We start from the raw sequence: 14,023 nt of genomic DNA, 5'->3' as shown, positions 1-14,023 counted from the left end.
GCTTATTTTTGATTGGTGGCGCTGCCGCTGGGAACTGCACCCGGGGCGAGTTGCAGTTCGTTATCGCGGGTCTGCGGAGCAACATGCAAGACGATCTCGACACGGCGGTTGAGTGCCTTGCCCTCCGGCGTGGTGTTGGGTGCGATCGGGTCACTTTCTGCACGGCCTTCCGCATGAAGCCTTCGGCCGTCAGACACGCTCTTGAGCAGCATGGTGGTCACGGCCTGGGCCCGCTCCTGGGACAAATGCCAATTGGAAGGAAAGCGAGCCGTGCGGATCGGTGAGTTGTCGGTGTAGCCGTTGACCACGACCTTCCCCGACACTTCGTTCAGTGCTGCGGCGATGCGCTGGATCACGGCGACATAGCGTGGCTTGACGACCGTTGCCCCGGCATCGAACAGGCCGTCACCCCGCAGGATGATGATGCTCCGGTCAGCAAGGTCATTCACTTCCACCAGACCTTCCCTGATTTCAGGCTCAAGGAACTGGCGCAAACGAGGCTTCGGCGCGGCAGCAACCACCGTGGGCGCCTGCGGAAGGCGAATGCCATTGATTGCCGCGAACAAATCATCGGACCGCGAGGCCAGCCGATAATTGAACCAGAGAAAAATCAAGAAAGCGATCAACAAGGCCAGCGCCGCTGCGACCCAGAAGGGAATCAAAGTCCATGGCGGCACCGCCGCACGCTGGACGCCGCGCCAATGCAGGGACAGCGCCCCGCTGCGATCTCCCCTGGCCCCTTCGATGACCTGCAGCAGCCGCGCCTTGAGGCTCTCCAACTGGCTCTTCCCGTTTTCAACGACGTGGTATCGCCCTTCGAAACCGAGCATGAGACAGAAATACATCAACTCGATCAGGTCGATGTGCTGATTGGGGGTCTGAACGAGTTTGGAAAGCAGTTGGAAAAACTTCTCGCCGCCCCAGGTTTCGTTATGCAGCGCGACCAGCAGGCTGTACTTTGGCCATACGCCAGATCCACCCCACGGCGTTTGCGCGGCCGCTTCGTCGATGGCAGTGCAGATGCAGTACCGGGCTCCGATGATGGTTTCCATCGGCACACCGGTGCTTCCTGCGCGGCTTTCGAACTGGCGAATGTTTTCCAAAAGGAACTGCTGGAATCCACCAGGGTCGCCATTGGTGGCCATCGCCCGGATTTGCGGGATCAGGTTGAGCAACGTATTGGAAGCCGCCACCAACGGATTGCCGCCACTGACGACATCGGGCAAAGCCGTTTCGCGCACCGCACCGGCAGGCGCCTGAGGCGGCACAGCACCGTCCCTTGCGGCCACAGTGCCGCTGCCCGTGTCGAAGGCAAATAAATTGCCGGAGGTTTGAATGGACATATCGGTTCTTAACGGCGAATCGCCCACATCTCGAGTTGCAGTTCAGGAAATTCCCCAGACACGTGCAAAGCGAGCCCCCCGGAATTCTGAAGCTGGCGCCACAGGTCATGCGCCGTGTCCAGCTCGAAATAAGAATATCCGGCGTGGTAGGGAATCTCCCGCGGCGCGACCGGCAAGGAGCGCAAAGTCACGCCCGGCAAATGCAGATTCACCAGATCGCGAATGCGTTCGACCGGGCCCAGCTTGATCTGGGTCGGGAAATGCGCCCGCAGGAACTCCACGGTGGCTTGCGAGTGGACTGCCAGCACGAAGTCGCAACTGGTCAGCAACTCGGTGCTCGGAATGAGCGCGACATGCACGCCATATTGGCGTTCTTGCAGTTCGATCTGGATGGCGTTCTGCTCCAGCACGGACGAAAGGCCGCGGCGCAATTCAAGCATCAGTGGAAGAAAGGAACTGCGCAGATCGTCATGGTCATAGGCCGGCATGGGCGCAGGACGGCGTTGGTCTCTCGTGAACGTGGCCAGTTCGCCCGCCATTTTGAGGAGGTCGTCAAACAGCCGCTCGGGGTGAACGGCGGATATGCGAACCCAATGCTCCACTGCCGGTTCCCATCGATTCAAGAACTGCAGCATGAGGAAATCCCCGACCTCCCCCACGCCGCCACGACCTGGCTGTGTGAGCCGTTCTTCCAGGGCTGCGCCGCGCTGCCGTAGCAAGCCGAACAACTCGCGGCAAAAAACAGCCAAGTACGACATCTCGGCATTGGTGACCACCGTGGGAATGAAGGTGGGATCCAGCAGGATAGAACCGTCAGCGCGTCGTTCAACCACCTGCACCAGGGGAAGACTCACCCAGCCATCGGCGATGTCCTGCGTTGCACGGAGCGCGAGCTTGATCTGCCCGACCTGAACCTCGGCAGGCTGAGCCCCGACATCATTGACATCGGCGACCTCGGCCACCTGGGCAGCGTAGCGCACCAGCGCGTTCGAATCAGCGCCCAGAGACACTTCGGCAGCCATGCGCCGACGCATCGGCAGCGCCAGATGGATAACAGTGTCCTTGACGTCTTTGCCAATGCTCAAAGCGGGAGGCGGCTCGTCATGATTCGGAAAACTAAAGGGTGTCCCGTCCGGCAGCACACCTTCGGCGGAGATCAAACCGATCTTCCCGAGCGCGAGCAATTCCGTGTCCAGGACCAGGCTCGAAAACCCCCAGAAAAAGAATTGCGTGGGCAGCGTGCGCGCCTGCACCAGAAAATCTGTAAATCGATCTTGCTGCTGAAAATGCTGAGGGCGCAAGAACATGCCCTCCGCCCATACGACTTTGCGCTGCCAGACCATGGTAGTTACTGCGTTTTGTCTTGAACTTGAACTTTGACTGCGTCCTGAGACACCGTGACGAGATAGCGCACCGGATTCAAGCGCTCGGTTTCACCCAATCCCCACCAGTGGCGGCGCATCTCCACCGAGTTGGGGGCCGGAGCGGAGGTGCGCCAAGTGCTCTTTTCCAAATCGCGATAGCCCGCGAAAAAGGCGAAAGCGCGCACTTCCGCACTTCCCTTGCGCTCGATCACACGGCGCTCTCCAGGCACTACCAGGAATTCTTCGCGACGCACGAAGTCGCTTCCCAGTTGCGCTTCATCTTTTTCCTGGAGGTCTAGAAAACTGGCTTTCTCAAACGCTGCGGTAGCCCGCAACTCGTACATCCTGAGCAAGATGGGCTTGGGAGCGCCATGTACGTCGGGATTGAGTTTGGGATCTGCCACGATTTCAAACACCGCTGGCGGTACCGCCGTAGGCGCTTCCTGCGGGCGATTCATCGAACCGATGATGCCGCACCCTGCCAGCCCCAGTGCAATGATGCCCATAGCCGCCCCGAGCACAGGCCGACGTCCTCCAAAAACGCGTTCAAGCATCGTCAATTCCTTTATTCGTGAAAACGGTGTCACAGCACATCTTCGTTGGGTGCTACCCAAATTGCGAAGGCGCTGAAATTGTCTTGATGGGGTTTGCCCTTGGCTCGCAAGGTGGTCTCCATGTGTTCCAACCAGTCTTCCGGATTCTGGCTGAGCCTCAGGGCCTCTTCCATATCGTCCTCATGGATGCCCTCCCAAAGACCATCCGAGCACAATAAAAATGCATCTCCTGCCTCAAGATCGACGGCTTTGGACAGCACGGTTGGGGGAATCTGCGATTCGGCCCCGATGGCTCCCGCAAGAACACTCCGGTTCGGCAAATCCCGAGGGTCCTCATTGCGATAGACCCCAGCATGCAGCAGCTGCTGCACGACGCTGTGGTCTTCCGTCATTCGATGCACCCGCTGGTCCCTGAACCAGTAAAGGCGCGAGTCACCCCAGTGGGCCCACAGGGCCCGCCCATTGGAAAGGTCCAGGCACAACAGCACGACGGTGGCACTCATGTGCCTGCGGGACACCGATACCGGCTGCTCCACGGCCACCGTGTGTTCGGCCAATGAGATCAAAGAGGCAAGGCCGGCTGGCGCAAACAGCGGGTTATGGCGAAAACCGTCCAGGACGGCATGCACTGTGAGCCGCGCGGCCAGCCCCCCGTGGCCATGCCCCCCCGCGCCGTCGGCCAGTGCACAGCAAAATCCTCGTCCTCCCGCATCGACCATGCCCAGGAAATCATCATTGGTCGCGCGCGAACCCCTGTCCGACAGCGATGCGGTAGTGAGACGAAACCGGTATTGATCCCCGACGACGTGCGCGATCACAGTTTTGCCTTTGCTGCCGCTTCAGCGTTCTCATACGCTTCCAGAAACGCCTGACCGGAGAAAGCGGTCAGGTCGTCCTCGGCATCTCGACGGATGGCATCGAAGTTCTTCTTGTATTCGTCCCATAAGGCTGCCTTGCGGCCAATGGAAGAGACCTTGCCCAGCATGCCGCCGATGGTGGAAGCCTGCTTTTCGAGCTCCATAGGATCGAAACGCGAAAGCGCTTCTGCATACGCGGCACGGATGCCGGCCATCAGCGCCAACTGGTGAACGCACAGATCCTGGTAGGCGTCCTTCATGGCAGGAATCGGCTGCATGAATCCGGGAAAATTCTGCCCGATCATCTGCATGATGACGCCATCCGGTGTGGGTAAGAACTTCAAAGGATTGTTGGCGCCCGACGCAATGACGGTAACGCCCGCACGAAATTCCCGCTTGATTTCCGAGCGTGCAGCGAGAAGATCGATAGTGCCTTGCACTGCGACCCGAAAAGCCTCGCCAAAGGAACGCATGAATTCCGGTGTCAGAGTGGGCTCCAGCTTCTTGGGAAGAACGCCCGCACCATCCAGAAAAGCAGTGACCAATGCGTTCAGTTCTGCAGGTGGCAGCACGCCGGGAGTGCCGGATGCCACAGGCATCGTGGCAGGCGCCTGCACGTCTTGCGCAGGTGTCGAATACGCATTGGCCGAAGGCCTCGGGCTGGCGTGTTCGCGGGAGACTTCAGAAATGATTTCTCGGTCAGCAATATTCTCTTGCGGGGGAATCTGGTCCGGGGTTACCTCAACCAAAGGTGCTACCGGCTCGACTGCAGGCATCCACGAAGCTTCGGCAAGGGGCAATGCATCGCCAAAGCTGTCCAAATTCAAACCATCGACTTTGCGCAGGCCGACCAAGGGCTCTGCCGGTTGCTCACCATACGATGGCGTGGGGGACCCGATGGAGGTGCCAGGCGGCAAGGCAATGGCTTGAGCGGATGACACAGCTGCATCGATGCTGATGGCCTCGATACCCAACGATTCCACCGCAATCCGCTCTTCTGCAACGTTTGCCGTGGAGGCACTCTTCGGCATGCTGAAAGCTTGCGACAAATCGCAGCCCAGCGCAGAAGGGCCCGCCTCTTGCTGCGCGGGTTGATCACGATCTTGCTGGAACAGGCGCATAGGATCCAACTCGTTGCGAGGGTCCAGAGTTTTGGGAAGACCCGTGTGCGCCGGGTTGTCCATTTGGTGCTCAAACCGTCCAGAGATAGGTAGCGTTTTCAACAGATCGTCATGCCGAAGGTTGGCGACATCCGCCAAGCTCTTGGTTTGCAAGCCTCCAGCCCAGGGATCGCCCTTTTGCGCCTGTTTGCTGACATCTTGTGCGAACAAATCAAAATCATCCGGAATCACAAGCGCGCGGTGTGCGGCCGCTTTTGCAGGCGCCGGACGAGGTGCGTCGTCCCAACCGGAAGCTGGCACCACAGGGGCTGGGATTGAGGAGGCGACAAGCGCAGTGACGACTTCGGACTGAATGGCTTTCTGAGATGAAACCGAGGATGGCGCTGCGACAGCCTTGTCTGCACTCGAGCTGATTGGCGGCACATCCAAAGCAGGTGCGGCCATGAAGGACGGTAAAACTGCAGGTGCAGGTGCAGTCGATGGAGCCTCTGGTGATGCCATGGCAGGTCCTGAAACCAACCCCAGAATCGCAAAGGGATTGCTGTCATCGGCAGAGGTTTGCGTCTCTACTGAAGATTGCAAATCGAATGGGCTGGAAACGGCGACTGACGCCAAAACCGGCTCTTCAACTGGCACCTGAACTGCGGCAGCGGATTGATCTTGTCGCTCAGGCTGCTGGATTGCCGTCGGCCCATCAGCTTTGACGGGTAGCGGCTGACCTGGCATCAGCGCATACAGGCGGTACGGCCCGATCACCACTTCATCACCAATGGCCAGGGGCACCTCTTCGCCGGACCGAACTTCCTGCCCAGCTACCGTGATGGATCGACGCTCACACAGGTTGGCGATATAAGCCGCGTCAGACTCCATGCGAACCATGGCGTGCACGCGGGCCACGCTGGCGTCGGAATCGGGCAAAACCAGCTTGTTCTGCCCGCCCCGTCCAATCGTGCCTCCGGCAACGCCGAATACCGCAGACCAGGACCGCTCTACTGAAAGATTGGCCTGTTGAGCAACTCTGAGTTCGACTTTATCCATGGGACGTGCCTGACTGTTCCTTGGTGCTCAAGAGGCTTTTTTGTTGGTGCGTTTCGCACGGGCAGCGGCTGCGCGCGCCGCATTGAATTCGCGGCCCCAGACCGGATGGCCCTTTTCCGCTTCGGTCAACTGGAAGGTGGGATCCTGCTCCAGCGCCAGATCAAAATGCTGACGGCACTGCCTCAAACGCCCCATGGCACAGTGGCTGAAGGCAATGAACTTGAGCACCTTCACCTGAGACGCCAATGGAAGTTCAGTGGCGCCGATCAATGGGTTCAGTGCCGCTATCGCATCGTCGTAGCGACCATCCGCATAGGTGTCCAGCGCACGATTCAACGCCTGCTCCTTGGCGGCTACCGGGTCCAGCTTCGTGGGTTCGGGAGTGGCCGACTGCTGCGTCGAAGCATCGGCGGCAGACGTCTTCGGAGCATCCGGCGCTGTCTGGCAAGCAGTCAGCACAAGGCCTAGCACGCAATAGCTCATTAATGATGGAATTCTGTTTTTCATGCTACCTCGCATCAAAATCATGTTCGATGGTGACAGTTTCTCCATCGATGACCGTGATCGTTTTTTTCAGGGTTTCAAAGCCTGGATTAGACAATTCCAGGGAATGGGTGCCCACAGCCAATTTCAACTGGGTTAGCGGGGGACTGACCCCTAACGGTTTTCCGTCCACCTGCACATTGCCCCATGGACTGAGCCGGATTCGAACATTGAATGCCGAGTCCCGGTCTGGAGTTTTAAACAGCGCGCTGACCGGCACTGAACCAGAACCCTGGCTAGCGGATGTACGGGGCGCTGGAACCGCAACGGCCGCTTCCATTGGCCGGGCGGGGGTACCGGCCGTTGCGGGATCTGCCGAGGCATCGAGAACAGGTTTCCCGCAGCGGGTGGCCCATCGCGCCTGTGATCGGAAATACGCGCTCCGCCAGGGGGTTCCATTGAGTTCGTAGCCGTCGATCCTGAATGAAGGACGCACCGAAAAGGCCGCGTCGAACTCAGCTTCGCACCGCTTGCTTTCTCCGTTGGTGCAATAGATGAACGCCAAATATTTGTGTGCGGAAGCGCGCTCTTGCGTATCGGGCAAGCCTGCGAATAACGCGGACTGAAAAGCACGTTCGGCGGTCTGAAAGTCCTTTGCGTCAAACAGCGCCACACCCTGCCCCAGATACTGGCGACCCGTGTTGACCGAAGCGGCGTCAGACCTCGTCGGTAGCGGCTTTTCATCGCAATCCAATGCGGCATGACTGAAGGACGCATGGGCCAGAGCAACGGCGCATGCGGCATACCTGAGCTTTGAAAACGACCAAGAGCGCATCATTCGAACTTATGCGTCAGGACGAACGATTCGCCCTTTTTCACCAACACCATTTTCGTCACGGTAGGCGCAACGGGGTTGGAGATGTCGATGCGATGAAGGCCTTCTGTCAAAGTGAGTTGGGTCAGTGGTGGCGTGGTTCCTGCGGGCACTCTGTCCACAGACACATTTCCCCAGGGCATGACCCGCAAAATAATCTTGCCCTTGTTCTCAGCATCTGCAGCACGAGCAGCTTGGGCCAGCGTGCGTGCGGGGTCTTCTGGCGGGGGCATGACTGCCGGCAACGCAGGCGTTGATGCAGCAGGTGCCGGCGGCACAGGCAACTTTGCAGCCGCGACATCCGTCACTGCGGCAGGCGCAGCAGAGGCTACGACCAATGGTGCAGAGGCCGGCGCTTGCGGCGCCAATGGAACGGATGCAGGCAGGGCCGGAGACATCAAGCCGGCAAGCCTTTCCTCGGCCTCGGCACGGTGGGTCCCGCTAGGAAAAAGACTCAGGTAAGTCCGCAATGAATCAGGCGTGTTGATACGCGAAGCCAAACCCCATTGGTCAAGCTCCTGCGAATTAGGCAGCACCACCTCCTGCTTCGCCCCCTCGTTTCCAATGGTGAACCACCATGCACCTCCGCCTGCGATCAGCACGAAAGCAGCGAAGCCGAGTGCGGGAAGGAGCCATACAGCACGCTTTGATGGCGACCTTTGCGCAACAGCCTCTCCTTTGACCTGCGCCGTTTTAACCTTGCGCGCACGGATGTCGGGTCGAGGCACAGAAGGCGTCAATGGCGGAGGAATGACAGACTGGACGTCTCTTGATGCGCGGGCTTCTGAAGGAATGCGCTCCTGCTGATGGGCGGGAGGAATCGGTATGGGTTGCAAGGCCTGAGGCTGGGCCGTAATACGCCCTGCTTCGAGCTGTGGGATTAAAGGCGTTGGGACAGCCTCTGCAGGGGATGGGGCTGGCGCCGCAGCTGGGATCGATACAACAGCCGGAGCGTCGAAATCCAGAGAAGGAGAAAAAGAAGACTCCGCGGCCCCCAAACCCATCATTCCCGAACTGGGCCAGGACAGCGTGACGGTCTTGAGTCCCAAAAGGTGGCGCAACTCGCCAATGGACTGGGGCCGATCCTGCGGCTTGATCGCCAAGGCATGATGCACACCACTGAGAAATCTTGCACTGAAGCCGGGACAATTCTCGGGAACAAGGGTAGAGACTGGATCGTTGATCATCCGAGCAACTGATGTTGCTGGAGGACGGCCCGTGATCGACAGATAAAGCAATGCCCCCAGTTGGTAGATGTCCGTCCATGCCCCTTGCGGCATCGCTCCATCATCCACGTACTGCTCGATCGGAGCAAAGCCAGGCTTCAGTACCATGGTCAAAGCCTGAGTCATATCCCCGATGATCCGCCTGGCCGCACCGAAATCCAAAAGGACAGGCATGCCGGAGGACTGCAGGAATATGTTGTCCGGGGCGATGTCCCGGTGGTAACAGTCCGCAGCGTGCAGCATCTCCAGCACATCAAGGATTGGGGCGATGATGGCCGAAAGCCATTGCTCATCCATGGCCTTGGGTTGCTGATTCAAGAAGGCGCGGAAAGTCTGCCCTTCGTAATACTGCATGACCATGTATGCAGTCCCATTTGCCTCGAAGAACCGATATACATGCACCAATGCTGGATGGGAAAACTTGGCCAATAGGCGCGCTTCATTGATGAAGCTGCGCAAACCCGCATCGAAAGCACCGCGGTGCTGAGACCGGACATGGATCTGGTTGGACTCCTTGCGGCCTGCCAGCGTAGAAGGCATGTACTCCTTGATCGCAACGATGCGATCAAGGCTCAGGTCTCTGGCCCGGTAAACGATACCGAATCCACCCTCTCCAATGACATCGCTCAGCCGGTATTCACCAACCTGGACACCGGGAGCCAGGCAGTTCGCCGAACCACTTATTTCCTTGTGCATGTTTTCACGCTTCGCGCATCTATGTCTTAGAGGTTGTATGAGAACGAGTCAAGCCAACTCTGAGCGCCCCTCCTTCCGCTTCTGTAGCGGGTGAGAAATGACGCTGGCACCTGGAGGTCAGCATAAATTGCTGGGGACTTCTGAAGTCTCTTGGCAATCCTTGAGCGCGCCGCCGCATCATAGATCAGCAGCGTGACCATGCTCCTCCCGTCAGCCCTGCTACGCGACAGCGATCAAGCGGGCCGCCTGCCCTCACAGTGCTATTTTCGAAACAGGCGAGTCTACCTTCACATCAAGTGAAACAGTTACCAATGGAAGCCATTCTCGCAGCCAACACAAATTGTTTCCTCTGTTTCTCAGCAGCGCTAATTAGACCCAACTTGCATCATCGAAATGACATGCCTAACTCTTATGATCCTCGGCAGATAAACAGATCACAGTTGGCGCTGTAAGACGCAGTTCAACGGGAGGAATGCACAACCCCAACGGGTATTAATTTCTCCTGCCACAGCCCTTCTGTAGTGTGACTGTTTTCTCAGGTCAGCGAATTCCTTCGGCTTGAGGGAATTCGCTGACTTTTCATTGACTTTGCGTACCAAATCGCAACTACAGGAGAAGCAATAATGTCAGTAGATATGTTCATGAAGGTCGAAGGCGCCAGCGGTGAGTCACAAGACTCCAACCATAAGGGCTGGACTGACATCAACTCGTTCACTTGGGGCGCCACGCAGCCGAATTCCATGGCGAGTGGCGGCGGCGCTGGAGCCGGCAAGGTCACTTTTCATGACCTGAACATCGTGGCGTCCATCGATAAGTGCTATCCCGCAGTTCTCAAGCATTGCGCGACCGGCAAGCACTTGGGCCAAGTGGAAATTTCCCTGTGCAAGGCAGGCGGAACGCAAATCGAATTCGGCAAAATCACCTTGACCGACGTGATGGTGACCAGCGTGACCGTTAGCGGCACCGACGGCAGCGACTCTGTGCTGGTGAATTATGCTTTCCAGGCAGCCAAGGTAAAAACCCAATACTGGGAACAAACCAACCAAGGCGGCAAGGGTGCGGAAAGCCAAATGGGCTTCAACATCAAGGAAAACAAGGAAGCCTGATCGTCTTCCCGCCAATGGAAAAGCCACACAAGTGTGGCTTTTTTTATTGGTTATTAGCCTAGGAACACTGAAACAGCGTGACATGCCTAGCAAACTGCACTTTGATTGAAATCGGTGCTTTAACGCATCGATATCAATCCGTCGTCAAGTAGCTTTTCTGAATCACTCCCACTCGATGGTGGCAGGTGGCTTGCTCGAGACGTCGTAAGTCACGCGGTTGATACCGCGCACTTCATTGATGATGCGACCAGACACCTTCTTCAACAGGGTATAAGGCAACTCTGCCCAATCTGCCGTCATGAAATCGCTGGTCTGCACGGCACGCAAGGCCACGACATAGTCGTAAGTCCGCCCGTCGCCCATTACCCCGACGCTCTTCACCGGAAGAAACACTGTGAATGCTTGGCTGGTCAACTCATACCAACTCTTGCCTGTTCCAGGGTCTGTGAAATTGCGCAGTTCCTGAATGAAAATGTCGTCAGCCCGCCGCAGCAGGTCCGCGTACTCCTTCTTCACCTCGCCAAGAATGCGAACCCCTAGGCCAGGGCCCGGGAATGGATGGCGATACACCATCTCTGGTGGCAGTCCCAAGGCCACCCCCAGTTCACGGACCTCGTCCTTGAAAAGATCACGCAAAGGCTCCAACAACTTCAATCCGAGTTGTTCCGGCAGCCCCCCGACGTTGTGATGGCTTTTGATGGTGACGGCCTTCTTGCTTTTGGCACCGCCCGATTCGATGACGTCTGGGTAGATCGTGCCCTGCGCCAAGAAAGTCGCGCCCTTGTGACCTTGGTCGCCCGCTTTGAGTTTGGCGGCTTCTTGCTTGAACACCGTAACGAATTCACCACCAATGATCTTGCGCTTCACCTCAGGATCACTCACACCTGACAGTTTGTCAAGGAATAGATCGCTGGCATCGACGCGAATGACCTTCGCGTGAAGCTTGCCCTGGAACATTTCCATCACCACGTCGCCTTCGTTCAGGCGCAGCAGGCCGTGATCGACGAACACGCAGGTCAATTGGTCTCCGATGGCACGATGGATCAGTGCAGCCGCCACTGAAGAATCGACTCCGCCGGACAGGCCAAGAATCACCTCTTCGTCACCCACCTGATCGCGGATTTTCTGCACCGCTTCGGAGATGTAATCACCCATGATCCAGTCAGGGCGCACACCGCAAATACCCAGGACGAAGCGCTCCAGTATCGCCTTGCCCTGTACGGTATGAGTCACTTCCGGGTGGAATTGAACCGCATAGAACCTGCGCTCTTCATCTGCCATGCCTGCGATGGGGCAACTTTCGGTGCTGGCCATCAACTTGAAGCCCGGGGGCAATTCAGTGACCTTGTCGCCATGACTCATCCACGCATTGAGCATGCCATGGCCTTCCGGGGTGGTGAAGTCGGCAATGTCGCGGAGCAGTTCCGTATGGCCGCGTGAACGTACCGCTGCGAAGCCGAACTCGCGCTTGTGGCCACCCTCGACCTTGCCGCCCAGTTGGTGGGCCATGGCCTGCATGCCATAGCAGATACCAAGCACAGGCACACCCAGTTCAAACACGGCTTGAGGCGCCTTGTCGGTGGTGTCTTCGTAGACACTGGCGTGGCTGCCGGAAAGAATTACGCCTTTGACCGACCCGTCCTTGGCATAGTCGCGAATCCATTCGTCCGTGACATCGCAGGGATGCACTTCGCTGAGAACGTGGGCTTCACGAATACGGCGCGCAATGAGCTGGGTGACCTGGGAGCCGAAATCGAGGATGAGGATTTTCTGGTGTTGCATGGCAGGCGACGGAAACGGGAAAGACAAAGGCCCGAACACTGCTGGGAGAGTTCGGGCCTGTGGTGGCTGAAGGATCAATCGGCCCGGTAGTTGGGCGCTTCCTTCGTAATCTGCACATCGTGGACATGGCTTTCACGAATGCCTGCAGTGGTGATCTCGACGAACTCGGCCTTGTCGTTCATCTCTTCGATCGTGGCGCATCCGCAATAGCCCATGGCGGCACGTACGCCCCCGGCCATCTGGAACACGATGGAAACCATCGACCCTTTGTAAGGCACGCGGCCTTCGATGCCCTCCGGCACCAGCTTGTCCGCGTTGGGATTGCCCGTGCTGGATTCCTGGAAGTAGCGATCCGCACTGCCCTGCTGCATGGCGCCGATGCTGCCCATGCCGCGATAGCTCTTGTAGCTCCGGCCTTGGAACAGGATGACTTCTCCAGGCGCCTCTTCCGTGCCCGCGAACATGCCGCCCATCATCACCGCACTGGCGCCAGCGGCCAGAGCTTTGGCGATATCACCGGAATAGCGAATGCCGCCGTCGGCGATGAGCGGCACCCCCGTACCTCGGAGCGCTGTGGCCACACTGTCGATGGCCATGATCTGCGGCACCCCAACGCCGGCAACGATGCGGGTCGTGCAGATGGAGCCCGGGCCGATGCCGACCTTGACACCGTCGGCCCCTGCTTCGACCAGCGCCAGCGCAGCAGCGCCGGTGGCGATATTGCCGCCGATGACATCAATCTGAGGATAGTTTTGCTTGACCCAGCGCACGCGGTCGATCACGCCTTTGCTGTGTCCATGCGCCGTATCGACCACGATCGCATCGACCCCGGCCTTGACCAGCGCTTCAACACGCTCTTCAGTGCCTTCACCGACTCCAACAGCCGCACCGACGCGCAAGCGCCCTGCAGCATCGCGCGCGGCATTGGGAAAGCTCGTTTGCTTGGTGATGTCCTTGACGGTGATCAGGCCCTTGAGTTCGAACGCGTCGTTGACGACGAGCAATCGCTCCAGCTTGTGCTTGTTGAGCAGCGCCTTGGCCTCGGCAGGCGAGGTGCCTTCCTTCTCGTTCACCGTGATGAGCTTTTCGCGCGGCGTCATGATTTCATGCACCTTGACGTCGTAGCGCGTTTCGAAGCGCAGATCGCGCCCGGTGACGATGCCCACGACCTTGCCACCGTCGCAGACCGGGAAACCCGAGATGCCCAACTGCTCCGATAACTGCGACACCTGCAGCACAGTGTGCTCAGGCGTGATGACCACAGGATCACGGACCACTCCGGACTCGTAGCGCTTGACCTTGGCCACGTGAGCGGCCTGCTCCTGGGGCGTGAGGTTTTTGTGCACGATCCCCATGCCGCCCTCTTGCGCAATGGCAATGGCCAGGCGCGCTTCAGTCACCGTGTCCATTGCGGCAGACACGAGCGGCAGGTTCAGGGAAATATTGCGGGAAAGTCGCGTCGCGAGGGACGTGTCCTTGGGGAGGACCTGGGAGTACGCTGGCACCAGCAACACATCGTCGAAGGTGAGCGCTTTTCCAAGAAGGCGCATGAGAAAGCTCCAAAAAAACGATTGTACCC

At 58.4% G+C, this 14,023-nt stretch carries 11 protein-coding genes; 1 reads left to right on the top strand and 10 read right to left on the bottom strand.

The features are described 5' to 3' along the window. Positions 1-2: 2 nt before the first annotated feature. The 8 genes from AVHM3334_RS12650 to AVHM3334_RS12615 are packed head-to-tail and all read right to left on the bottom strand — an operon-like array spanning position 3 to position 9,556. Positions 3-1,337 carry a DotU family type VI secretion system protein gene (locus AVHM3334_RS12650; RefSeq protein ID WP_502869903.1) on the bottom strand — a complete coding sequence of 445 codons (1,335 nt, stop codon included), beginning with the start codon at positions 1,335-1,337 and terminating at the stop codon, positions 3-5. Positions 1,338-1,351: 14 nt separating this feature from the next. Next, positions 1,352-2,686 (bottom strand): type VI secretion system baseplate subunit TssK, encoded by a 1,335-nt coding sequence (gene tssK, locus AVHM3334_RS12645; protein WP_284412776.1) that lies wholly within the window; start codon positions 2,684-2,686, stop codon positions 1,352-1,354. Positions 2,687-2,691: 5 nt separating this feature from the next. Further along, a complete protein-coding gene (gene tssJ / locus AVHM3334_RS12640) occupies positions 2,692-3,261 on the bottom strand; it encodes a type VI secretion system lipoprotein TssJ (RefSeq protein ID WP_284412775.1) in 570 nt (189 codons plus the stop codon). A 29-nt stretch (positions 3,262-3,290) separates the two neighbouring features. Beyond that, entirely contained in the window at positions 3,291-4,079 is a 789-nt protein-coding gene (locus tag AVHM3334_RS12635) for a PP2C family protein-serine/threonine phosphatase (RefSeq protein WP_284412774.1), read from the bottom strand. After that, positions 4,076-6,277: a type VI secretion system-associated FHA domain protein TagH gene (tagH, locus tag AVHM3334_RS12630; protein WP_284412773.1), complete on the bottom strand. Its 2,202-nt coding sequence runs from the start codon at positions 6,275-6,277 to the stop codon at positions 4,076-4,078. Before tagH ends, AVHM3334_RS12635 begins: the two co-directional genes overlap by 4 nt. Positions 6,278-6,304: 27 nt before the next feature. Continuing rightward, positions 6,305-6,784: a TssQ family T6SS-associated lipoprotein gene (locus AVHM3334_RS12625; protein ID WP_284412772.1), complete on the bottom strand. Its 480-nt coding sequence runs from the start codon at positions 6,782-6,784 to the stop codon at positions 6,305-6,307. Position 6,785: 1 nt separating this feature from the next. Further along, a complete protein-coding gene (locus AVHM3334_RS12620; RefSeq protein WP_284412770.1) occupies positions 6,786-7,598 on the bottom strand; it encodes a PEGA domain-containing protein in 813 nt (270 codons plus the stop codon). After that, entirely contained in the window at positions 7,595-9,556 is a 1,962-nt protein-coding gene (locus AVHM3334_RS12615) for a serine/threonine protein kinase (protein ID WP_284412768.1), read from the bottom strand. The genes AVHM3334_RS12620 and AVHM3334_RS12615 overlap by 4 nt, the downstream gene beginning before the upstream one ends. 623 nt (positions 9,557-10,179) lie before the next feature. Here AVHM3334_RS12615 and AVHM3334_RS12610 point away from each other — a divergent pair. Continuing rightward, positions 10,180-10,662 carry an Hcp family type VI secretion system effector gene (locus AVHM3334_RS12610; RefSeq protein ID WP_092744991.1) on the top strand — a complete coding sequence of 161 codons (483 nt, stop codon included), beginning with the start codon at positions 10,180-10,182 and terminating at the stop codon, positions 10,660-10,662. Positions 10,663-10,824: 162 nt separating this feature from the next. On the opposite strand, the gene guaA is transcribed toward AVHM3334_RS12610, so the two are convergent. Next, positions 10,825-12,444 carry a glutamine-hydrolyzing GMP synthase gene (gene guaA, locus AVHM3334_RS12605; protein WP_284412765.1) on the bottom strand — a complete coding sequence of 540 codons (1,620 nt, stop codon included), beginning with the start codon at positions 12,442-12,444 and terminating at the stop codon, positions 10,825-10,827. Positions 12,445-12,518: 74 nt separating this feature from the next. Further along, positions 12,519-13,994 (bottom strand): IMP dehydrogenase, encoded by a 1,476-nt coding sequence (gene guaB, locus AVHM3334_RS12600; protein WP_284412811.1) that lies wholly within the window; start codon positions 13,992-13,994, stop codon positions 12,519-12,521. Between the last annotated feature and the right edge of the window lie 29 nt (positions 13,995-14,023).

Origin of the sequence: Acidovorax sp. SUPP3334, from assembly GCF_030159055.1 — a bacterium.
In the GTDB taxonomy this organism is placed as follows: Bacteria; Pseudomonadota; Gammaproteobacteria; order Burkholderiales; family Burkholderiaceae_C; genus Paracidovorax.
Note: the sequence above shows the minus strand (reverse complement) of the source record. Positions and strands in the feature narration are given on the sequence as shown.

What these genes read in the sequence shown, in the direction of transcription:
- AVHM3334_RS12625 (WP_284412772.1), bottom strand. Translation starts at nt 6,784, where the DNA reads ATGAAAAACAGAATTCCATCATTAATGAGCTATTGCGTGCTAGGCCTT.
- AVHM3334_RS12615 (WP_284412768.1), bottom strand. Translation starts at nt 9,556, where the DNA reads ATGCACAAGGAAATAAGTGGTTCGGCGAACTGCCTGGCTCCCGGTGTC.
- tssJ (WP_284412775.1), bottom strand. Translation starts at nt 3,261, where the DNA reads ATGCTTGAACGCGTTTTTGGAGGACGTCGGCCTGTGCTCGGGGCGGCT.
- tssK (WP_284412776.1), bottom strand. Translation starts at nt 2,686, where the DNA reads ATGGTCTGGCAGCGCAAAGTCGTATGGGCGGAGGGCATGTTCTTGCGC.
- AVHM3334_RS12620 (WP_284412770.1), bottom strand. Translation starts at nt 7,598, where the DNA reads ATGATGCGCTCTTGGTCGTTTTCAAAGCTCAGGTATGCCGCATGCGCC.
- guaA (WP_284412765.1), bottom strand. Translation starts at nt 12,444, where the DNA reads ATGCAACACCAGAAAATCCTCATCCTCGATTTCGGCTCCCAGGTCACC.
- guaB (WP_284412811.1), bottom strand. Translation starts at nt 13,994, where the DNA reads ATGCGCCTTCTTGGAAAAGCGCTCACCTTCGACGATGTGTTGCTGGTG.
- AVHM3334_RS12610 (WP_092744991.1), top strand. Translation starts at nt 10,180, where the DNA reads ATGTCAGTAGATATGTTCATGAAGGTCGAAGGCGCCAGCGGTGAGTCA.
- tagH (WP_284412773.1), bottom strand. Translation starts at nt 6,277, where the DNA reads ATGGATAAAGTCGAACTCAGAGTTGCTCAACAGGCCAATCTTTCAGTA.